General features: G+C 42.9%; 19 protein-coding genes, 1 riboswitch and 1 other annotated feature. Of the genes, 16 read left to right on the forward strand and 3 right to left on the reverse strand.

Annotation, left to right across the window (positions count from 1 at the left end; all coding sequences use genetic code 11):
• Positions 1-356 precede the first annotated feature (356 nt).
• A complete protein-coding gene (locus L634_RS0100175) occupies positions 357-938 on the reverse strand; it encodes a YqaA family protein (RefSeq protein WP_026580698.1) in 582 nt (193 codons plus the stop codon).
• Between the two features lie 219 nt (positions 939-1,157).
• Here L634_RS0100175 and L634_RS0100180 point away from each other — a divergent pair, with 219 nt between their 5' ends.
• On the forward strand, positions 1,158-2,042 hold the full coding sequence (locus L634_RS0100180; protein ID WP_026580699.1) for a sulfite exporter TauE/SafE family protein: 885 nt from the start codon (positions 1,158-1,160) through the stop codon (positions 2,040-2,042).
• Positions 2,043-2,181: 139 nt separating this feature from the next.
• On the opposite strand, the gene argS is transcribed toward L634_RS0100180, so the two are convergent.
• Together argS and L634_RS0100190 are read right to left on the reverse strand one after the other, a co-directional pair.
• Complete coding sequence (argS, locus tag L634_RS0100185) at positions 2,182-3,864, reverse strand: arginine--tRNA ligase (protein ID WP_026580700.1); 1,683 nt, start codon at positions 3,862-3,864, stop codon at positions 2,182-2,184.
• A gap of 42 nt (positions 3,865-3,906) precedes the next feature.
• Positions 3,907-4,177: a binding site (T-box leader), on the reverse strand.
• 31 nt (positions 4,178-4,208) lie between these two features.
• The gene (locus L634_RS0100190) at positions 4,209-5,393 is read right to left on the reverse strand and encodes an FtsW/RodA/SpoVE family cell cycle protein (protein WP_026580701.1); all 1,185 of its coding nucleotides are present in this window, start codon (positions 5,391-5,393) and stop codon (positions 4,209-4,211) included.
• 321 nt (positions 5,394-5,714) lie between these two features.
• On the opposite strand from L634_RS0100190, the gene L634_RS0100195 reads away from it, so the two are divergent.
• The 15 genes from L634_RS0100195 to L634_RS0100270 all read left to right on the forward strand — a co-directional run bounded on the left by L634_RS0100195 (position 5,715) and on the right by L634_RS0100270 (position 18,590).
• Positions 5,715-6,491, forward strand: a complete 777-nt coding sequence (locus tag L634_RS0100195) for a hypothetical protein (RefSeq protein ID WP_026580702.1) — start codon at positions 5,715-5,717, stop codon at positions 6,489-6,491.
• Positions 6,492-6,753: 262 nt separating this feature from the next.
• Positions 6,754-6,943, forward strand: a riboswitch (cobalamin riboswitch).
• A 229-nt stretch (positions 6,944-7,172) separates the two neighbouring features.
• Entirely contained in the window at positions 7,173-8,147 is a 975-nt protein-coding gene (locus L634_RS0100205; protein WP_026580704.1) for an ABC transporter substrate-binding protein, read from the forward strand.
• On the forward strand, positions 8,113-9,171 hold the full coding sequence (locus L634_RS0100210) for a FecCD family ABC transporter permease (protein WP_026580705.1): 1,059 nt from the start codon (positions 8,113-8,115) through the stop codon (positions 9,169-9,171). Before L634_RS0100205 ends, L634_RS0100210 begins: the two co-directional genes overlap by 35 nt.
• A gap of 2 nt (positions 9,172-9,173) precedes the next feature.
• Entirely contained in the window at positions 9,174-10,643 is a 1,470-nt protein-coding gene (locus L634_RS0100215) for an adenosylcobinamide amidohydrolase (RefSeq protein ID WP_026580706.1), read from the forward strand.
• Complete coding sequence (gene cbiB, locus L634_RS0100220; protein WP_026580707.1) at positions 10,640-11,605, forward strand: adenosylcobinamide-phosphate synthase CbiB; 966 nt, start codon at positions 10,640-10,642, stop codon at positions 11,603-11,605. Before L634_RS0100215 ends, cbiB begins: the two co-directional genes overlap by 4 nt.
• Entirely contained in the window at positions 11,580-12,656 is a 1,077-nt protein-coding gene (cobD, locus tag L634_RS0100225; RefSeq protein WP_026580708.1) for a threonine-phosphate decarboxylase CobD, read from the forward strand. Before cbiB ends, cobD begins: the two co-directional genes overlap by 26 nt.
• Entirely contained in the window at positions 12,638-13,213 is a 576-nt protein-coding gene (locus L634_RS0100230; protein WP_026580709.1) for a bifunctional adenosylcobinamide kinase/adenosylcobinamide-phosphate guanylyltransferase, read from the forward strand. Before cobD ends, L634_RS0100230 begins: the two co-directional genes overlap by 19 nt.
• The gene (locus L634_RS0100235) at positions 13,210-14,733 is read left to right on the forward strand and encodes a cobyric acid synthase (protein ID WP_026580710.1); all 1,524 of its coding nucleotides are present in this window, start codon (positions 13,210-13,212) and stop codon (positions 14,731-14,733) included. Before L634_RS0100230 ends, L634_RS0100235 begins: the two co-directional genes overlap by 4 nt.
• Complete coding sequence (cobS, locus tag L634_RS0100240) at positions 14,720-15,511, forward strand: adenosylcobinamide-GDP ribazoletransferase (RefSeq protein ID WP_026580711.1); 792 nt, start codon at positions 14,720-14,722, stop codon at positions 15,509-15,511. The genes L634_RS0100235 and cobS overlap by 14 nt, the downstream gene beginning before the upstream one ends.
• On the forward strand, positions 15,469-16,086 hold the full coding sequence (locus tag L634_RS0100245; protein ID WP_026580809.1) for a histidine phosphatase family protein: 618 nt from the start codon (positions 15,469-15,471) through the stop codon (positions 16,084-16,086). Before cobS ends, L634_RS0100245 begins: the two co-directional genes overlap by 43 nt.
• Positions 16,038-16,466, forward strand: coding sequence for a bifunctional adenosylcobinamide kinase/adenosylcobinamide-phosphate guanylyltransferase (locus L634_RS0100250; RefSeq protein WP_026580712.1), 429 nt, complete (start codon positions 16,038-16,040; stop codon positions 16,464-16,466). The genes L634_RS0100245 and L634_RS0100250 overlap by 49 nt, the downstream gene beginning before the upstream one ends.
• A 15-nt stretch (positions 16,467-16,481) precedes the next feature.
• Positions 16,482-17,066, forward strand: coding sequence for a cob(I)yrinic acid a,c-diamide adenosyltransferase (locus L634_RS0100255; RefSeq protein ID WP_026580713.1), 585 nt, complete (start codon positions 16,482-16,484; stop codon positions 17,064-17,066).
• Positions 17,067-17,561, forward strand: coding sequence for an ECF transporter S component (locus L634_RS0100260; protein WP_026580714.1), 495 nt, complete (start codon positions 17,067-17,069; stop codon positions 17,559-17,561).
• A complete protein-coding gene (locus L634_RS0100265; RefSeq protein ID WP_026580715.1) occupies positions 17,558-18,283 on the forward strand; it encodes a hypothetical protein in 726 nt (241 codons plus the stop codon). Before L634_RS0100260 ends, L634_RS0100265 begins: the two co-directional genes overlap by 4 nt.
• A complete protein-coding gene (locus L634_RS0100270; RefSeq protein WP_026580716.1) occupies positions 18,273-18,590 on the forward strand; it encodes a histidine phosphatase family protein in 318 nt (105 codons plus the stop codon). Before L634_RS0100265 ends, L634_RS0100270 begins: the two co-directional genes overlap by 11 nt.
• The last annotated feature ends 12 nt before the right edge of the window (positions 18,591-18,602 follow it).

The raw sequence follows: 18,602 nt of genomic DNA on the forward strand, positions 1-18,602 counted from the left end.
AAACTGATGGTTTAGTATTCAGGCATGGGGAGAGAAACAGATAGTAATTAACAAATTAAAAAATGTGAAGGACGAGTAGCAAGGGAAAGCAAAAAGCTAGAGGAACCCTGATGAAGGCCAAATTCCTGGCAGAAGCCTCCGGAAATGTCCTTCATAACCTAATAAAGAAACATTGATCTTACTCTTTTCCTTTATTGACAGAACATATATTTGAATAAATGGCGGATTCCTATTTTTATTTAATTGTTAAGAGTATGCTTAAAAAAAACAGGAGTACAAATTAAACAATTTGTACTCCTGTTTTGGATTTATTCTTCTTTCGAGCGGAATCAGGTTAGTCCTAAACCTAGTTAGAGTTATGCAGTTTTATTTCTCTTTTTCATAATGAGATAAATGCCATAAGCCACAAGAATGATTAGTCCGCCAACCAATGTTAGAAGGCTGAAATTTTCTTCGATAAAGGTTTTGGCCTGAGCGCCAAGCACCATAATGATGGCAGCTTCCAAAAAGAAGCGTGCTCCCCGGCCGATGATGGACCAAATGACTAAAACCCTCAGACGGATATTAGATATTCCGGCAAAAATCGTAAAGACTTTATAAGGAATCGGTGTAAATGCAGAAATTAAAATCGCCATCGGACCATACTTCGTAAAATAGTTTTCAACCTTTTGGATTCTTTCTTCAGAGATAATGAACCTTAATACAGGCCGGCCAAGCTTTTTTCCGATAAACCATCCAAGTATGGCACCGAGTACGGAAGCGACCGTGGTAATTAAAGCATACCAAAGCACACTGTCAGGGTTGGAAATCCCCATTGGAATCAGCAGTACATCAGGAGGAATCGGAAAGAATGAAGAATCGGCAAAAGAGACAAAAAACAAGCCAAATACTCCGTACTCTATTAGCCATTCTTCAATTGCATGAATCATTTCAGACATTTATTATAATCTCCTTTATAGCTTTCATAATCACATATGTGAAGTATACCATTTTTCAGGCCAGCCCGTCATGCCGGAATGGACAGGGAAGGGGGTGGATTGAAATTTTCTTTTCCGCCTGGTTTTTATAAATATCAATGTCTATACTTATAAACTCTGCTAAGTATGGTAAAGTGATATAGTATCGATAAAATGTACATAAACAAGTGAGGATTCCACATGGAATATTTATTCTTTATTACTCTTGGAGCACTTATCAGTGTGCTCTCGGGCTTCTTTGGGGTAGGAGGGGGATTTATCTTAACCCCTATGCTGATGCTGTTTGGATTCTCCCCTATTGAAGCGATTACGACGAGTTTGCTATTTTCAATCGGAACCTCCATTTCCGGCATTTCCGCTCATATCAAGATGAAGAATATTTTACTGAAGCAAGGTCTTATCCTTGGCCTAAGCGGAATGGCAGCAACGCAGGCTGCACATCCATTTGTTTTGTTTTTAGAGGAAAAAGGCTGGGATGATTGGGCAGTCCCTATGTTTTATATCATCCTTCTGTCTTACTTTGCACTTAATATGCTGAAAAGGGGAAATAAAGCTAAATCTGGTGCAGATCGTGCAGATGAACAGTCACCTTCAATTGTTAAGATGGTTTTAATCGGGTTTTTTGCCGGATTTGTATCGACCACGCTGGGGGTTGGCGGCGGCTTTATTATGGTGCCTTTATCGGTTGCCTTTTTGGGATTAATGCCTAAAAAAGCGGTGGGCACCAGCTTATTTGCCGTTCTATTAATCGTTTCTGCAGGTTTTCTCTCGTATGCTTCCACGGTTTCCATTGATTATTGGATTGGCCTTTCTCTTGTAGCAGGCGGACTGGCCGGCTCGCAATTTGGGGCCAAGCTTACTTCCTATTTTGAAAACGAAGAGATTACGTATATGCTTGGCGCTCTTTATATGGCGACAGTGGCAAGCGTGATCCTTAAACTAGTGAACCTGGATTATGCGGGCCTTGTCTTAATGGCTATTTTTGTAGGCGGCTTTTTAATAAGAAGCATGGTTAAAATGAAATTGGCAAATTCCCGTTATAATGCAAAAAAGGAGAGACCGTGATGGCCTCTCTTTTTTGTTTTGCTCTATTAACTGTCTAGCTCCAGCACCTGTCTGTCGGGGGGAGGCATCAAGCAAATCTCCCTTGATAGACTTCACAGGAACGAGCTTTTTTTGCTGAAGGCGATTGTGGCAGTTTTTATTACATTTGTTCAGGCACGCTCATTCCCAGTGTATTCATGCCATCCGAGAGAACAATTGTGACAGCTCTGACTAGTGCCAGTCTTTCTGCAGTGCTTGCATCTTTCTCAAGAATTCGGACCTGGCCATAATACCTGTTAAAAGCTTGTGCGAGATCAAGTAGATATTTAGCCAGGACAGAAGGGGAAAGCAGCTGGTATGCCTGTTTTAGCTTGTCTGAGTATATATTGAGCATTTTTACAATCTCCCAGCTATATGGATCTGAAAGTCCCTTCTCAACTGAAGGGCCGATGTCAGCCTTGCGGAGGAGGGAATAGGCACGTGCATTGGTGTACTGCAGATAAGGGCCGGTTTCTCCTTCAAATGTCAGCATGTCTTCAAGTGAAAACTCAATATTATTCATGCGGTCATTTTTTAGGTCATGAAAGAGGATGGCTCCAATGCCTACTGCCCTTGCAATTTCGTCCCTATTTTCCAAACCGGGATTTTTATCTTCAATATTCTTTTTAGCGAGAAGGATTGCTTCATCTAAAACCTCCTCAAGAAGAATCACCCTGCCTTTTCGGGTGGACATCTTTTTGCCTTCCTTCATATAAAGACCGAAAGGAACGTGAGTCATCAGGTCAGCCCATTCACAGCCAAGCTTTTTAAGAACCCCTTTAACCTGGCGGAAATGGATGCTTTGCTCTTGACCAACAATATATAGGGACTGATCGAATTGATAATGCTCCTTTCTGAAAAAAGCAGCAGCTAAATCGCGGGTGGCGTAAAGGGTTGCGCCATCCGATTTTTTAATCAGGCAGGGAGGGAGATCTTCATCAGTCAATGGAACAACTTCAGCTCCATCTGACAAAACCAGCAAGTTTTTGGCGCCAAGCTCATTAATGACAGCTTCCATCTTGTCGTTATAAAAAGCCTCACCATTAAAATTATCAAAATGGATTCCAAGCATGTCATAAATCCGCTGGAATTCTTTCAAAGACTCTTCTCTAAACCAGCCCCATAGGCCAGCAGCTTCTTCATTTCCATTTTCCAGCTCTTTGAACCAGGCTCGTGCCTCATCCTCTAAACCAGGATTTTTTTCTGCTTCCTCATGAAATCGAATATATAGGCTGAGCAGCTCATTAATTGGATTTTCTTTTACTTTATCAGGCTCTCCCCATTTCCTGTAAGCCGTGATTAATTTGCCAAACTGGGTGCCCCAGTCACCTAAGTGATTGATTCTAACCGTTTTGAAGCCGCACTTTTCAGCCAAATTGCCGAGTGCGTTTCCTATCACAGTCGAACGAAGGTGCCCCATGGAAAAAGGTTTTGCAATGTTTGGCGACGAAAAGTCGAGAACCACTGTTTTCCCAGTTCCAATTGAAAGCTTTCCATACTCCTCTTCTGTAAGAATTCTTCTCATTATTGCCTTGCTGGCATCCGCTTTTGAAAAGAAGACATTAATATAAGGGCCGGCGGCTTCTGCTTTTTCAATGAGCGGATCATTTATTCGGCCGGCAATTTCATTGGCAATAGCTGCGGGGGATTTTCTGAATGCTTTGGCTAGTCTAAAGCAAGGAAAAGCTAAATCCCCGTGTTCTCGATTTTTAGGAACCTCCATTAAGTCAGCGATGGCAACAGCTGACATATGCCCATCTAAAACAGATGACAGCTGAGCTGTAAAAATTTCTTTAAAGTTCAACATGATTACACCTCCCTGAAAATAAAAAAAGCCCGTCTCCATAAAAGAGACGAGCTTGCATTACCCGCGGTACCACTCTGATTGTCCAAAGGACCACTTTAAAGGAAATCCAAAAAGCCCAGGGGTTCCTGCATCTTTTTGAATATAATTCCTTAAGGGATTGTTAACGGGTTCCTATTCCCGGCAAAGCCTACTGGTATTTCAGCTTTGCATCTCCGAAGTGCGCTTCACAAAAGGATTTCCAACAGGCTTGCACCGTCCCTGTCTCGCTTTAGGAATGGTCTTTTGCTACTCTCTTCATCATGGAAGCTTTGTATAATTAATGCTATTATACTCTGTTGGAATTATTTTGCAACATAATTTGAATCTGTGGAGAACATATAGGTTCTATGGTGATAGCGCATGCTGAAAATCAGTCCCATTGCCAGCATGTTTCCCATTAATGAACTGCCCCCATAGCTGATGAAAGGCAGCGGTATGCCGGTAATCGGGAGAACCTGAATGGTCATTCCGATGTTTTGAAAAACGTGGAAGGTTATCATGCTGATAATGCCCACACAAATATACGTATTGAAAGGATCGGTTGTTTCCAGGGCTGTTTTAGTCAAATGATAGATAAGAAGAAAGAACAAGCTGATCACAATGCTTGCCCCGAAGAAGCCATACTCTTCTCCAATTACACTAAAAATAAAATCAGTATGGGCATCTGGCACATAGACTTGCCTGTCGCTAAAACCCTTTCCCGAGATTAATCCTGATCCAATTGCAAGCATTGAGTTATAGAGCTGCATTCCTGCTCCTTGCTTATGATTGACTGGGTCAAGCCAAGAATATATTCTGCTGAATTGGTAGGGGTCCACGCCAAGATATTTCTCCAAAATCTCAGGTGCCTGTATAACAAGATACAGAATGCTACCGGCGAAGGACCCCAGAAAACCGTATATAGGCACAAGGATTTTCCAGGATATCCCCGACACAAGAATAATTCCAGTTAAAATAGCAACAATGACGAGTGCTGTTCCAAGGTCCTCAATAATAATTAATCCTAATGGAAGTGAAGTTGCTGCCCCAAGCTTAATAAGAAGAAACAAATCAGTGCCAAGTGTCTTGCTTATATATTTTTGATGATGATCAGAAATAATTTTGCTTAAAGCAATGATCAAAAAAACTTTCACAAACTCGGAGGGCTGAATGGAACCCAGCCCTGGGACCACATACCAGAGAGTTGCCCCTTTGCGTTCTGGTGCAATGCTTTCAGGCGCAATAAACAATCCAACTAATAAAAGGATTCCGAAGCCATATAAAAGCCATGTAAGCCTCCTGATTTGTTCACTATCAAAATACATAACAGCAGCAATAATTATAATCCCAACTGCATAGTTAACGATTTGTTTTATAACAAAATTGCCGGCATATTGGTCGGAGGATTGTCCGCTGTAAATAGCGATGCAGCTAATGAGGAAGAAAAGCAGCAATAAAAAACATAATGTCCAATCAAAGCGGTCAGAAGATTTTTTCATTTGGTCCATTCATACACACCTGGTTTCTTTACCATTTTACATTTTTATCCTAACAAAGAAAAATACCCCTTACAATGGCTGTTTCGATGCAGTCCTATTTGTTTAGACGAAATAAAGTGTAAGAAAGTTTCCAGCATTTCATAAATTAACCTGTGTTAAAGCTATTTAGAAAAAGGGAGTTTTAATAATATTTTTATAAACAGGAAAGAAATCTTTTCATATTTTTGCTACAATAAGAGTAGAAATTACAGTCAGGGACAAGCAGACAGTTTCACAATCAGAAGCTGTCTTTTTGAATATAAATTTGGTTAACGTTTCGGAGGTTTCGCCATTGAAAAAAGGAATCATGCTATTCGTGATCTCATCTACGTCCATCTTAATGAACAGGATCAGTATGTGCTGACATATGGGATTGAGTTTGCGGAGTTTGTACAGACCCTTGCAGATTCTATCAATAACTTGCTGCTGCTGAAACACATGTTTGAACATGGCGATTACAACATGCATACAATGTTCGAATATGTGTCCAGAGACAAGCTTGGAAGGCTAGTAGCAGAAGATGTATACAGCTATGGCGATTTTTGCTGGGTTGATTTTGAGGAAGAAGAAGCTGTAAATGAGCTTCCGGGACAGACAATTGCTGAACTTCTTTATCTTGGCCATGTGAAAGAGCACTTGAAGCCGCCTTTTTACAACTATTTGAGCAATCGGTATGTGTACCTTGCCCATGAAGACGGCTGGTTTAACCGTACATATTACCGGGATCTGAATGATTTTTACAGGATGCTGGGGGAAGTAATTCCGGGTAAAATGGGGCAGATGAAAGTCGAAAAAACACTCCTCGGCCTTAAAAAGAAGAAGACGTACCCGCCGATCACAAGAGATGTTCTCTTATCACTAAAACCTTTAATGAAGGAAGGGGCCGTTCTGTCCATAAAGGATATCGACCAAAACAGGGCCCGGATTGAAATTCCGATTTGGGTGATTGGTGATTTTGCCAACATGGATGATATGTATGACGAATATGAGTCTATCGTGAAAGAGCCTTGTGAAGCTAAGATTGTATTCGATAAGAAGACAAGGGAATGGAAGATTTACTCCCGTTAGTATTCTGAACTTTTTACAGCATTCAGCAAATTCCACTTACATTTTTGGCTGGATGGTGTATAATCGGAAATAGAAAATTTTATATGCACGAACAGGTGTCTTCTTAAATAGGATAAGGGCCGATGGGGCTATTTGTTTAAAGTTAAGAAAGTATTACTTTGAACTTCGATAACTGTCCAGCTCCAGCGCCTACCCCCCTCGAGGTCACAAGCTAATCCTCCCAAAAAGGCAAAGAACGCTTTTTCGGTAGGCTCGTCTTGTGCTTGTCGGGGGTGGGCAAGGCGCTTTGCGCTTTTCTTATTTGAAGACTTAATAGGGAAGCTGGTGAAAATCCAGCGCGGTCCCGCCACTGTAAATGGGAGCTGTCTGCTGATCCACTGTATATTTGTATGGGAAGGAGCAGAACAGCAATGACCATGAGCCAGGAGACCTGCCTGATTCTTAAGCACCCTTAAACCTACGAGGATAGGGAGGTGTTTGGTCCGGCCATTTATTCTTTTATACATACCTGAGAATTTTGACCACACAAACATCTCCTTGCAGCAGAGGAGATGTTTTTTTATTTTTGGGTACCGGTTGTCCAGCTTAAGCGCCTGTACTCTCGTGGTGAGGGGGACCAGGGTGCTAACGCTTTTTTGGTGCATATGAATTTTGTCGAAGGACCTAGGAGGATTGGTGAGGATGAAAAAGTTTTATTCATTATTATTAGCTATGCTGCTGGCTGCTGGAGTGCTGGCAGGCTGTGGGGATAGTGCTGAGCAGTCAAAAGAAGAGCAGCAGGCTGAGGATGGGCAGAATGCCAGCGGGGAGGAATCCAAATTCCCTGTAACGATAAAGGATGCACTGGATAATGAGGTTGTTATTGAATCAAAGCCTGAAAGAATCGTTTCCATGATTCCGAGCAACACAGAAATTGCTTTTGGATTAGGGCTTGGAGAAGAAGTTGTAGGAGTTTCCGATTTTGATAATTACCCTGCAGAAGCGGCCGAGAAAGAAAAGATTGGCGGCATGGAATTTAATGTGGAGAAAATTATCTCTTTAAACCCCGATCTTGTTCTGGCGCACGCATCCAGCGCACATAATTCGGAGGCAGGCCTTCAGCAATTAAGGGATGCAGGCATGACAGTGCTTGTTGTAAATGATGCGAAGAGCTTTGATCAAGTCTTTGAATCCATTGAAATGGTTGGAACGGCAGCCGGAGAAAAAGAAAAAGCGGAAAAGCTTGTCGCGGACATGAAGAGCAAGCTCGATGAAATTAAAACAAAAGCTCAAGGTATTAAGGATGAGGATCGAAAATCTGTATTTGTTGAAGTTTCACCTGCTCCTGAAATCTATACTGCGGGTACAAATACATTTATGGATGAAATGCTAAGTGCGATAAATGCAAAAAATATCATAACCGAAGAAGGATGGCCAAAAATGGATCCGGAGGCGATTATTGAAAGAAATCCGGATGTGATCATCACAACTCATGGCTATTACACTGAGGATCCTGTTGGGAATATAATGAGCCGGGATGGCTGGCAGGATATTAACGCGGTGAAAGATAAGCAAGTTGTCGAGGTGGATTCCGATATGGTGACCCGCACTGGCCCGCGTATTGTTGAAGGAGTCGAAGAACTTGCAAAAGCAGTATATCCGGACGTATTTAAATAATAAAATCTTAGCTTATATCATAGCATCAGGATTTTTGCTTTCAGCCATGCTGATGGGGATTTCTATTGGAACTGTTTCTGTTCACCCCATGACGATTATTAAAGTAATAGGGGCTGAGATATTTCCATTTATTTCATTAGGCAACATAGATACTATGCATTCAAATATTATTATGAATATTCGGCTGCCGCGCGTATTGCTGGCCGGTTTGGTGGGGGCGTCTCTTGCAATTGCGGGAGCCGCCTTTCAAGGTTTATTAAGAAATCCTCTGGCAGATCCCTATACTATAGGGGTGTCTTCGGGAGCCTCACTCGGTGCAGTTTTAACATTGTTTTTAGGATTGTCCATTCCGTTGGCGGGAATGTTTACCCTGCCTTTATTCAGTATTCTTTTTTCATTTTTAACTATCTTTGCCGTTTTACTATTTGCCAGAAATATTGAAAGATCCATGAAAGTGGAAACGATCATTTTAACAGGCATTATTTTTAGTTCCTTTCTTGGCGCTCTTATATCCCTTATGATTGCACTGACAGGTGAGGAGCTAAGGCAAATAATCGGATGGCTTCTTGGCAGTGTATCCATGAGGGGATGGGCATATATTAAAATTATCATTCCATTCTTTATAATCGGTGCCATACTTCTATTAGCCAACAGCAAAGAGCTTAATGCCATGTCCTTCGGTGAAGAAAAGGCCCAGCATATTGGAGTAGATGTTCAGAAAAGAAAGATGATAATTCTTATAGCAGGCTCCATCTTAACAGGTGCAGCCGTGGCGGTTTCAGGGACAATAGGATTTGTTGGCCTTGTCATCCCTCACCTGACCCGGCTGTTATGGGGACCGGATCATAAGCACTTATTGCCGCTCTCCATACTAATGGGAGCCGGTTTCCTTATTATTGCCGACCTGGTTTCAAGGACAATCATAGCACCTACTGAGCTTCCAATCGGTGTGATTACCGCGATAATTGGTGCACCTGCGTTTGCCATTATATTAATGAAAAGACGTACAGAAAGAAGTGGATAACCATGCTAAGTGTTCAGCAGGCTACTGGCGGGTATGCCAGTGTACCAGTTGTGAAAAATATAAATTTTGAGGTGGAAAAAGGGGAGCTTTTCGGGATATTGGGTCCCAATGGCAGCGGGAAAACGACCATTTTGAAAATGCTAAGCGGCATTCTTCCCTGCAAATCAGGTGAAATCCTGATTAAAGGAAAGAATTTGTCAGAGTACACGCCAAAAGAGCTGGCTAAAATTATTGCTGTTCTTCCCCAGCATTCTTCTCAGGCGTTTTCTTATACCGTAAAGGAAACGGTTTCCCTTGGAAGATATGCTCATCAGAAAGGCTGGTTCCAAAGCTGGACCAGCGAAGATGAAGCAACGGTCAATCGCGTCATGGAACAGACTGGAGTCTCCCAGTTTCAGGATCATGATATTCAGCAATTATCCGGCGGTGAGAGGCAGCGGGTGTTTTTAGCTCAGGCCCTTGCACAGGAGCCGGAAATATTATTGCTGGATGAGCCCACAAATCATCTTGATTTGTCTTATCAAAAAGAGCTGCTTGATCTCCTTGGCGTATGGTCAAAAGACTGCGGTCTGACGGTCATTTCCATTTTTCATGATTTAAATTTGGCTGGATTGTACTGTGACCGGCTATTGCTGTTGGAGAATGGCGAAGTCAATATTAATCACGTTCCCAATGAAGTTTTAAAGGAAGGACGGATACGGGAGGTCTATAGGACAAAGATTGAAAAGCTCCCGCACCCAAGGGTTCCGGCTCCGCAGATGGTACTTGTTCCAAAACGATCTGACTCAGAACAGCATCCTATTCAAATAGATAAAGGCAGCCTCGAGTTAAGGGAAGGATTGCTGCTCCTTCAGTCTCCGATTCCGCTAAAAACAATGTCATCCGGAGTAACAGGCTCTGGATCAGGATGGAATCGTACATTTCTTAACAGGCATGTGCGTAAGGATTATGATTGCAGTGACCATAGGGCAGAGATGGCTGAGTATGTACGGCAAATCGGTTTTGAGCCTGGGGAAACCGTAGGGATGATGACAGCCGTACATGTAGAGGATTATAGCTGCACGTTTTATGAAGAAGAAACATTCTCCGTCTGCATCGTTGTAACTGCGGGTGTCGGAAATGCTGTAGACGCCTCCAAAAGTGAACAGCATTCCCATCATCTTACACCTGGAACGATCAATACATGGGTTTTCGTTAATGGCAGTCTGACTGAAGAAGCGTTTATTCAATGTATCATGACAGCAACCGAGGCAAAGACAAGGGCCTTGCATGACCAGCAGGTGAAGGATGCTATAACGGGGACGATTGCAACGGGAACATCAACAGACAGTATTTTGATTGCAGCCACTCAGCAGGGTGAAAACCTTGAATATGCAGGAACCATCACACCGCTTGGAAAAGTGATTGGCAAAGGTGTCTATGAATGCACAATTGAGGCCATACAGAATTCACAAAGAAGGATAAGAAAATGATTTTGTATCACCTTATTGCTATTACATTTGCCTATATTATTGATTTGGTGATAGGGGATCCTCCAAACTGGCCGCATCCGGTCAGATGGATAGGTGCCTTAATACATAAACTTGAAACATCCCTTAACAAAGGGCATTACAGAAAATTAAAAGGAGTCGCTATGCTTGCCGTCGTCTTGCTGGCGGCAGGAGGAATATCCTTTTTAATCATCAGATTCTTTTATGGAATCCATCCGATCGCTGGCATCCTGGCAGAAGGAATCCTTATTTTCACTGCCATCGCACAAAAGAGTTTAAAGGAAGCGGCTATGGACGTTTATGTGCCTCTGGAACAAGGAGAAATGGAAGAAGCGAGAGAAAAACTCTCGTATATTGTTGGCAGGGATACAGATAGTCTGGATGAACCAGGAATTGTCAGAGCTGCAGTGGAGACAGTGGCTGAAAATACAAGCGATGGAATCACTGCTCCGCTATTTTGGGCATTTATTGGCGGTGCTCCGCTTGCCCTACTATACAGATCCATTAATACATGTGATTCGATGGTTGGCCATCGGAATGAAAGATACGGAGAGTTTGGATGGGCATCTGCAAGAGTTGATGATATCGCCAACTGGATTCCAAGCAGACTAACATCGATATGCATAATGCTGACCCAAAAGCCAGAACATACTTCAGCTGGAGAGGCTTGGGGCATATTGCTGAGAGATGCGAGGAGCCACCCAAGTCCCAATAGCGGATGGGGTGAAGCGGCTGTTGCAGCCCTTCTTGGCATCCAGCTGGGCGGAATTAATTTTTATAAAGGCGTTATTTCTAACAGGGCTACAATGGGAGATCCTTTCGTGTTTCTGGAAAAAGAACATATTTTAAAAAGCATATCAATTATGAAAAAGACTGTTTTCATATTTTTAATTCTATTATGGGCAGGAGGGATAGTCATTGAAATGGCCCTCACACGGTTCTAATCCGCAATATTTATATGAAGCCATGAATAAGCAAATGCCTGCAGAACGAATTGATTTTAGTGCGAATATCAATCCTCTTGGCCCTCCCCGGCAGATAAAGGATAGATGGAAAAGCCTGTTTGAATGCATAACAGATTATCCTGACCCCAATGCTTCTTTTTTAAAAAAGAGATTGGCCGAAACGGAGGGAGTAAAAGAAACACAGATTTTAATCGGCAATGGCGGTGCGGAGCTGATTTCTCTTATTGGAAGGATGCTGGCCGGCAAAAGAGTGCTGATTATCCAGCCGGCTTTTTCAGAATATGAAGAGGCTTGCCGGGTAAATGGCTGCACGGTTGTCTATCATCAGCTGGAGCCTGAAAACTGGAGCTTGGATATGGAAGCGTTATCTTTAAAACTGAAGGATGCTGACGCTCTGTTTTTTTGTAATCCAAATAACCCCACAGGTGTATTCTACCCATCAGTGATTGTAGAAGAACTGATAAAAAGATGCAGTGTGAATAACTGCCTGCTTGTTATGGATGAAGCCTTTTATGACTTCGCCTGTGACTATCGATCTATTGTCCCTTTCATAAAAAGCACCTCACATGTCATGGTTTTACGCTCCATGACTAAAATGTTTTCGATTCCGGGTTTACGTCTTGGCTATTTGCTTGCAAACGAAATTTTAATAGAAAAAGCAGCCGCACTAAAACCTCACTGGAGTGTAAACGCTCTTGCTTTAAAAGCAGGAGAGTGGTGCCTTGAAAGTGAGGAGCATGTTCAAGTAACAAAGAAATTGATCAAACAGGAAAGGGATCGGCTGAAAATCTTTTTTCGGCAGCTGGATTTTGCTGTATCTCCTTCTTCTGTGAATTTTTATTTGTTAAAGGATCCCAATCTGGATTCTCAGCTTCCTCTTTTTCAATTTTTGCTTGAAATAGGGATAATCCCAAGGCACACAATGAATTTCCCTGGTCTGGAAGGGAAATGGCTGCGCTTTGCCATTAAAGGGCCGCAAGAGAATGACCGGCTGATGGAGGCGATGCAGGAATGGCGGAAGGTTCGCTAATATTTATTTCTGGAGGAGTGCGCAGCGGAAAAAGCTCTTTTGCAGAAAAGGCTGCTGCTGATCTGGCAAAACAGACGTGCGGAAAGCTTCATTATATTGCTGCAGGAAAAACGTATGACTCCGAGATGGAAGCAAGAATCAAGAGGCATAAGGAAGACCGGCGAAAAAGCGGTATGAGCTGGATAACTTGGGAACAGCCTGCCGAGCTTGGCAAGCTTTCTGGAACTTTTGGCGATCAGGATATTATTCTGTTAGATTGTTTGACAACTCTTTTAAATAATGAGCTTTTTATAGCAGATGACCTATGGAGAAAACAGGATTTTCAGGAGAAGCTGTCCGCTGGCATTCTGCATGCCATTGCTGAAATCCGTCAGAGGAGCAAAGCGATCATTGTGGTCAGTAATGAAGTGTTAAATGAACCGATTGGCGGGAATGAACTAGTTTTTACATATGGGAAAATATTGGGCAGGCTTCATCAAAATATTATTGAAATGGCTAATCAGGCATATCTCGTTGAAGCAGGCATGCCAGTTCAAATGAAAGGAGAAACCGCATGAAAGGAATTATGATTCAAGGAACTTCGTCTGATGTCGGGAAAAGCCTGATTGCAACGGCTCTTTGCAGGGTATTCTCCAATGAAGGCCTAAAGACAGCACCCTTTAAGTCACAAAACATGTCCAATAATTCATACGTAACAAAGGACGGAAATGAAATCGGCAGGGCCCAGGGCATTCAGGCAGAGGCGGCGAGGGCAGAGGCTTCAGTGTGGATGAACCCCATTCTTCTTAAGCCTCAATCAGATCATCACGCTGAAGTCATACTGCTTGGAAAAGCAGTAGATTCCCTATCAGGTAAAAGCTATCGGGAATCCTTTTATGAAAAGGGATTGAGCACGATCGAACAGGCTCTGCAGCTCCTTGAAGCGCATTATGAAATGCTTGTTATAGAAGGAGCTGGAAGCCCTGTTGAGATAAATTTAAAAGATAAAGAGCTTGTTAATATGAAAGTGGCTGAGATGGCGGATGTGCCAGTTATCCTGGTTGCCGATATTGACAGGGGCGGTGTTTTTGCAAGTATTATCGGAACATTGGAACTTTTCACCGAAGAAGAAAGAGGACGGGTTGCCGGAATCGTCATTAATAAATTCCGCGGTGATATCAGCCTGTTCGAAAACGGTGTTAAATGGATTGAGGAAAAGACTGGTATACCGGTGCTGGGAGTTCTCCCGTATTTAGATAACCATATGATTGATGGAGAGGATTCTCTTTCCATTCAGCCCTTCATTCAAAGAACTGGGGATGGCATTCTGGATATTGCTGTACTCAGGCCGCCATATATTTCAAACTTCAGTGATATTGACCCATTTTATTATGAGGAAGATGTGAGCATAAGATGGGTCAATAGTCTATCGGAAATAGGCACCCCGGATGCGGTTATTATTCCCGGCACAAAGAGCACGATTCGTGATTTGCGCTATTTTAAAGAAAAAGGACTGGCTAATTGGCTTGAGCGCTATGCTGAAGAGGGAGGGCATATCGCTGGCATTTGCGGCGGCTACCAGATGCTTGGCAGGAATTTAATCGATTTGGCAGGATCTGATACAGGATCTCCATTTGAAAAGGAAAAAGGCTTAAACCTGATTCCAGCGGATACCTTTTTCCATGAAAAGAAGAAGACGGTTCGTGTCCAGGGAAGGCTGCATCCAAATACAAAGCTATCCAACATTGATAACTTAGATGGATATGAAATCCATTTGGGTGAAACGATTCTTGAAAACGAATATTCAGGGAGACACCTGCTTCTTCTTGAAAATGGGGAAGGGGATGGATTTTATGGAAACGAAGGCAGGCTTATTGGTACGTATATGCACCATATCTTCCATAACGATGAGTGGCGGGGCGCGTGGCTGAATGCCTTGCGAAAACAAAAAGGCTATCCATGTAAGCCAGCCGTCTATATTAAAGCACTGAAAGATAATAAATACGATGAATTGGCAGAAAGCCTGATGAAGCACCTTGACTGGGAAAAATTAAAGGAAATCATCTTTAATTGGAGAAAACAGAATGAAATGGCTTAAAGGCTTATTCATAAATCTTCAATTTTTCACAAGCATCCCCATTCCGTTAGCCTTGCCTATGGATAAAATTCACCTTGAAAAAGCAATAAGGACCTTTCCGCTGGCGGGACTCATTCAGGGAATCCTATATGCATTCCTTCTTTATGCTTTTCTTGAATGGACTCCTTTTTCTGTTTTGGCCGCTGCTTTTGCACTTTGGCTGGCAGGCATTGTGCTGACCGGCGGGATTCATCTGGATGGGTGGATGGATGCAAGCGATGCTTTCTTTTCCTATCGGGATCAGGAGAAGCGGCTTGAAATCATGAGTGATCCCAGGGTTGGGGCATTCGGGGTGTTGTCCATAATTGTATTGCTAAGTGTCCGCTTTTTGTTTATCTATGAAATTTTGCTTTTATCTAGATCTGTTACTTATTTTTTTATCGTTTTGATCCCGTTTTTAAGCAAAATGCTAATGGGTGTATTGCTGATAAATAGTAAGGCTGCGAAAAAAGAGGGGCTAGGCTCTTTATTTCAGCAGGCAGCTTCCAAATACACCTTAATTATTTATCCAGTCTACCTCCTGCTGGCGGCGGCTGCAGCCTGGCAGCTGGGGATGGAAGCTATCTTTGGATTTCTTGCTATGACTATTTTTTCAATCTTGTTTTTCATTTTCTTATCAAGAAAAATCATTGCCTGGTTTGGAGGGATGACGGGAGATGTGCTTGGGGCAAGTGTTGAAGGGACGGAGGTGCTTCTATGGATGATACTGTGGCTATTGCATTATTTCGCCATGGGCTGACGGAAGCCAACAAATCCCGCGCTTATCTTGGCTGGACTGATTCTCCGCTGAGCTCGATCCAAAAGGAAAAAATGGCTGCGATTTCTCCTGGATATGCGAATGTTTATACCAGCGATTTGGGAAGGTGCATGGAGACGGCTGTTATTCTTTTTCCAAACAGTTCAATTAAAGCCTGCCCCGAATGGCGGGAAATGCACTTCGGGGAATGGGAAGGCAGAACATATGAAGAGCTTAAGGATGAGCCTGCTTATCAAAAATGGCTGGAAGATCCTTTCTCAGGAGGTCCGCCAGGAGGGGAATCCTTTACGGAATTTACAGCAAGAGTTGATAAAGGGTGGAAAGCTCTAACCGGCCAATTGCTGAGAGAAACTAGTAGTAAAGCGGCAGTTGTCACGCATGGCGGAGTAATCCGGTACCTTCTTGGGAAATATGCTCCGGAAAGAAAAGAATTCTGGGAATGGCAAATTCCCTTTGGAGGCGGATATGAATTTAGATGGACGCGGGAAATGCTCAGGAGGGGTGAAAGATGCATTTTGTTACGGGAGGCGCCTTTAACGGGAAATCCCGATGGGTGAAGAAATTTTATCAGCTGGATGAGATTCCGCATAAGTGGATTTCAGCCTATAACGGTGAGGCAGCCTTCGAATTGGATCATAATGGCCCGATCATATTGGAGGGCATAGAGATATGGATACGCGATTGGGTACAAGACAAGGAATTAAGCCAGATTCGGAATAAGTGGCAAAAGCAGCTGGCGAAATGGCTTGAATGGGAAAAAGCAGATGTTAATAGAACCATTGTTTTAATAGGGTCTGATATTTCAAAAGGCATTGTCCCGATGGAAGCTGACGACCGAAAGTGGCGGGATGCAGCTGGCTGGGCGTATCAGGATACCGCTGCTGCTGCAGACAGGGTTGACTTGATTTGGTATGGCATAAGCCAAAAAATAAAGTGAAATGGGGAATAGTTTATGAAGCTTTATACACGAACTGGCGATGAGGGAAAAACAAGCATTATTGGAGGCAGAGTGGAAAAGGATGATGTAAGGGTAGAAGCCTACGGTACTGTGGATGAGGTGAACTGCTTCGTCGGTCAGGCGATGACACAGCTTGATGCGGCCATTTTTCCGGACGTATTAGAGGACTTGGAGAAGATTCAGCATGAACTTTTTGACTGCGGGGGAGACCTTGCCAATGTATCAAAAAAAAGAGAATTAAAGCTGACAAAGGAATCCGTTGACTATTTAGAGGCTAAAATCGATGAACTGATTGAGGAGGCCCCTAAGCTGGAACGATTTATTCTGCCAGGAGGAGCACCTGCTTCGGCATCTATCCATATAGCAAGAACGGTTACAAGAAGGGCTGAAAGGTTAGTAGTCTCTTTAAAGAAAGCGGATCCCGAGACTCCTGCTGTTGCTTTAAAATACCTAAACCGTCTATCCGATTATTTCTTTGCTCTGGCAAGGGTGATTAACTTCCGTCTTAATGAAAAGGATGTTGAGTATGCACGCAGTGCGAAAGTGTTCCGGGAAGGAAAACGCAAGGAGGATAAATAAATGAAAAGCATGAGAATGGGTATGGCAGCAATGCTGGTTGCATTGACAGCAATCGGAGCAGCCATTAAAATTCCTGCCATTATTGGGAGTGTAGCACTTGATTCATTTCCTGCCTTGCTTGCAGGTGCGCTGCTTGGAGGCTCAGGGGGTGCGGCTGTTGCTTCCATTGGCCATTTGCTATCGGCTTTATTAGGAGGGATGCCTTTAGGTCCGCTGCATTTCTTTATCGCTGGTGAAATGGCGCTTTTAGCTTTTATTTTCAGTGCTTTATATCGCAAGGGCAAGCGCTGGCAGGCCGGTCTTCTTTTTGTGCTTGGCAATGCCTTTGCTGCTCCGCTTCCTTTTATTTTTTTAATGGGCAAAGCTTTTTACGTGGCAATAGTCCCTTCTCTTTTTATCGGATCGGTATTAAATGCAATTATTGCTTATATCGTCATACCAAGGCTGGCGAGTCTTATAGCCCCCATTCTTTCTAAAGCGGGGGCTGGGCAGTGAGGGATGTCTTAAGCTTTCCTTTTAATTCAGAAGAAGTGATTGTTGTGGCCAGTGATAACAGCGGAGCCATAGGTGAGAAAGAGCAGGATTCTGTCAAAGTGCCTTATGAAACAGTCTCATACTATTCCTTCCGTGTGGCTGTGATGGAGTGTTTGTCAGCTGGCGCCGAACCATTTGCTGTTACGCTTCAGAATTTTTGCGGAGATAATGCCTGGGATCGGCTTCTAAAGGGAATCAAGCGGGGGGCTGGAGAATTGGGTCTTATGGATCTGCAAATAACCGGGAGTACAGAAAGCAATTTTACCTTGCATCAATCGGCTGTAGGGTTATCTGTCCTTGGGAAAAAGCAAGGAAAGGTTCATACTGAGCCTATCATTTATACAAACCAAGCAAATATAGCGGTTATTGGTTCCCCTTTAGTTGGCGGTGAATTGATTGAGAGGGAAGCGGAGGCAGCTCCCCTGAAGCTTTTCCAAGTGATAAACACAATTGATGAAGTCTTGACTCTTCCAATTGGTTCAAAGGGAATTTTGAATGAGCTGAATGGTTTGTTCTCCAATATGACGTTTAAGGACAATGATTTAGAGGGTGACTTGGATTTATGGAAATCAGCAGGACCTTCCACTTGTTTTGCAGCTGTCTATCCCAATAAGAAAGCTGAAGAGATTAGAAAGCTTGCAGGAAGGTATTTTCATATACTGAAAGAAGGGTATGAAAAATAAAAATGCTCAACTATATATATTGTCAGAAATGGAACGGAATAAAGAAAAAAGAATGCAAGGTCGCCTTGACTCGGAATTAACAGAAAAAGGAAGGCGGGATGCGAGTTTACTTGGAGAAAGACTTAAAGATATAGAATTTAAAAGAATGATTTCCTCGCCAGGCAAACGCACTTTGTATACTGCAGAGCTTGTAAGGGAGCGTATTTGGGATCCTCCTTTCATTCATGGAACCAGCCTGACAATCCTGCAGATCCATCAAGATAAAAAAGAATTCCTATTAGAAGGATGCGTGGTTCATTGCCAATAGGCTCGCTAAAAA

Source organism: Bacillus sp. J33 (genome assembly GCF_000518885.1).
Lineage (GTDB): Bacteria > Bacillota > Bacilli > Bacillales > Cytobacillaceae > Cytobacillus.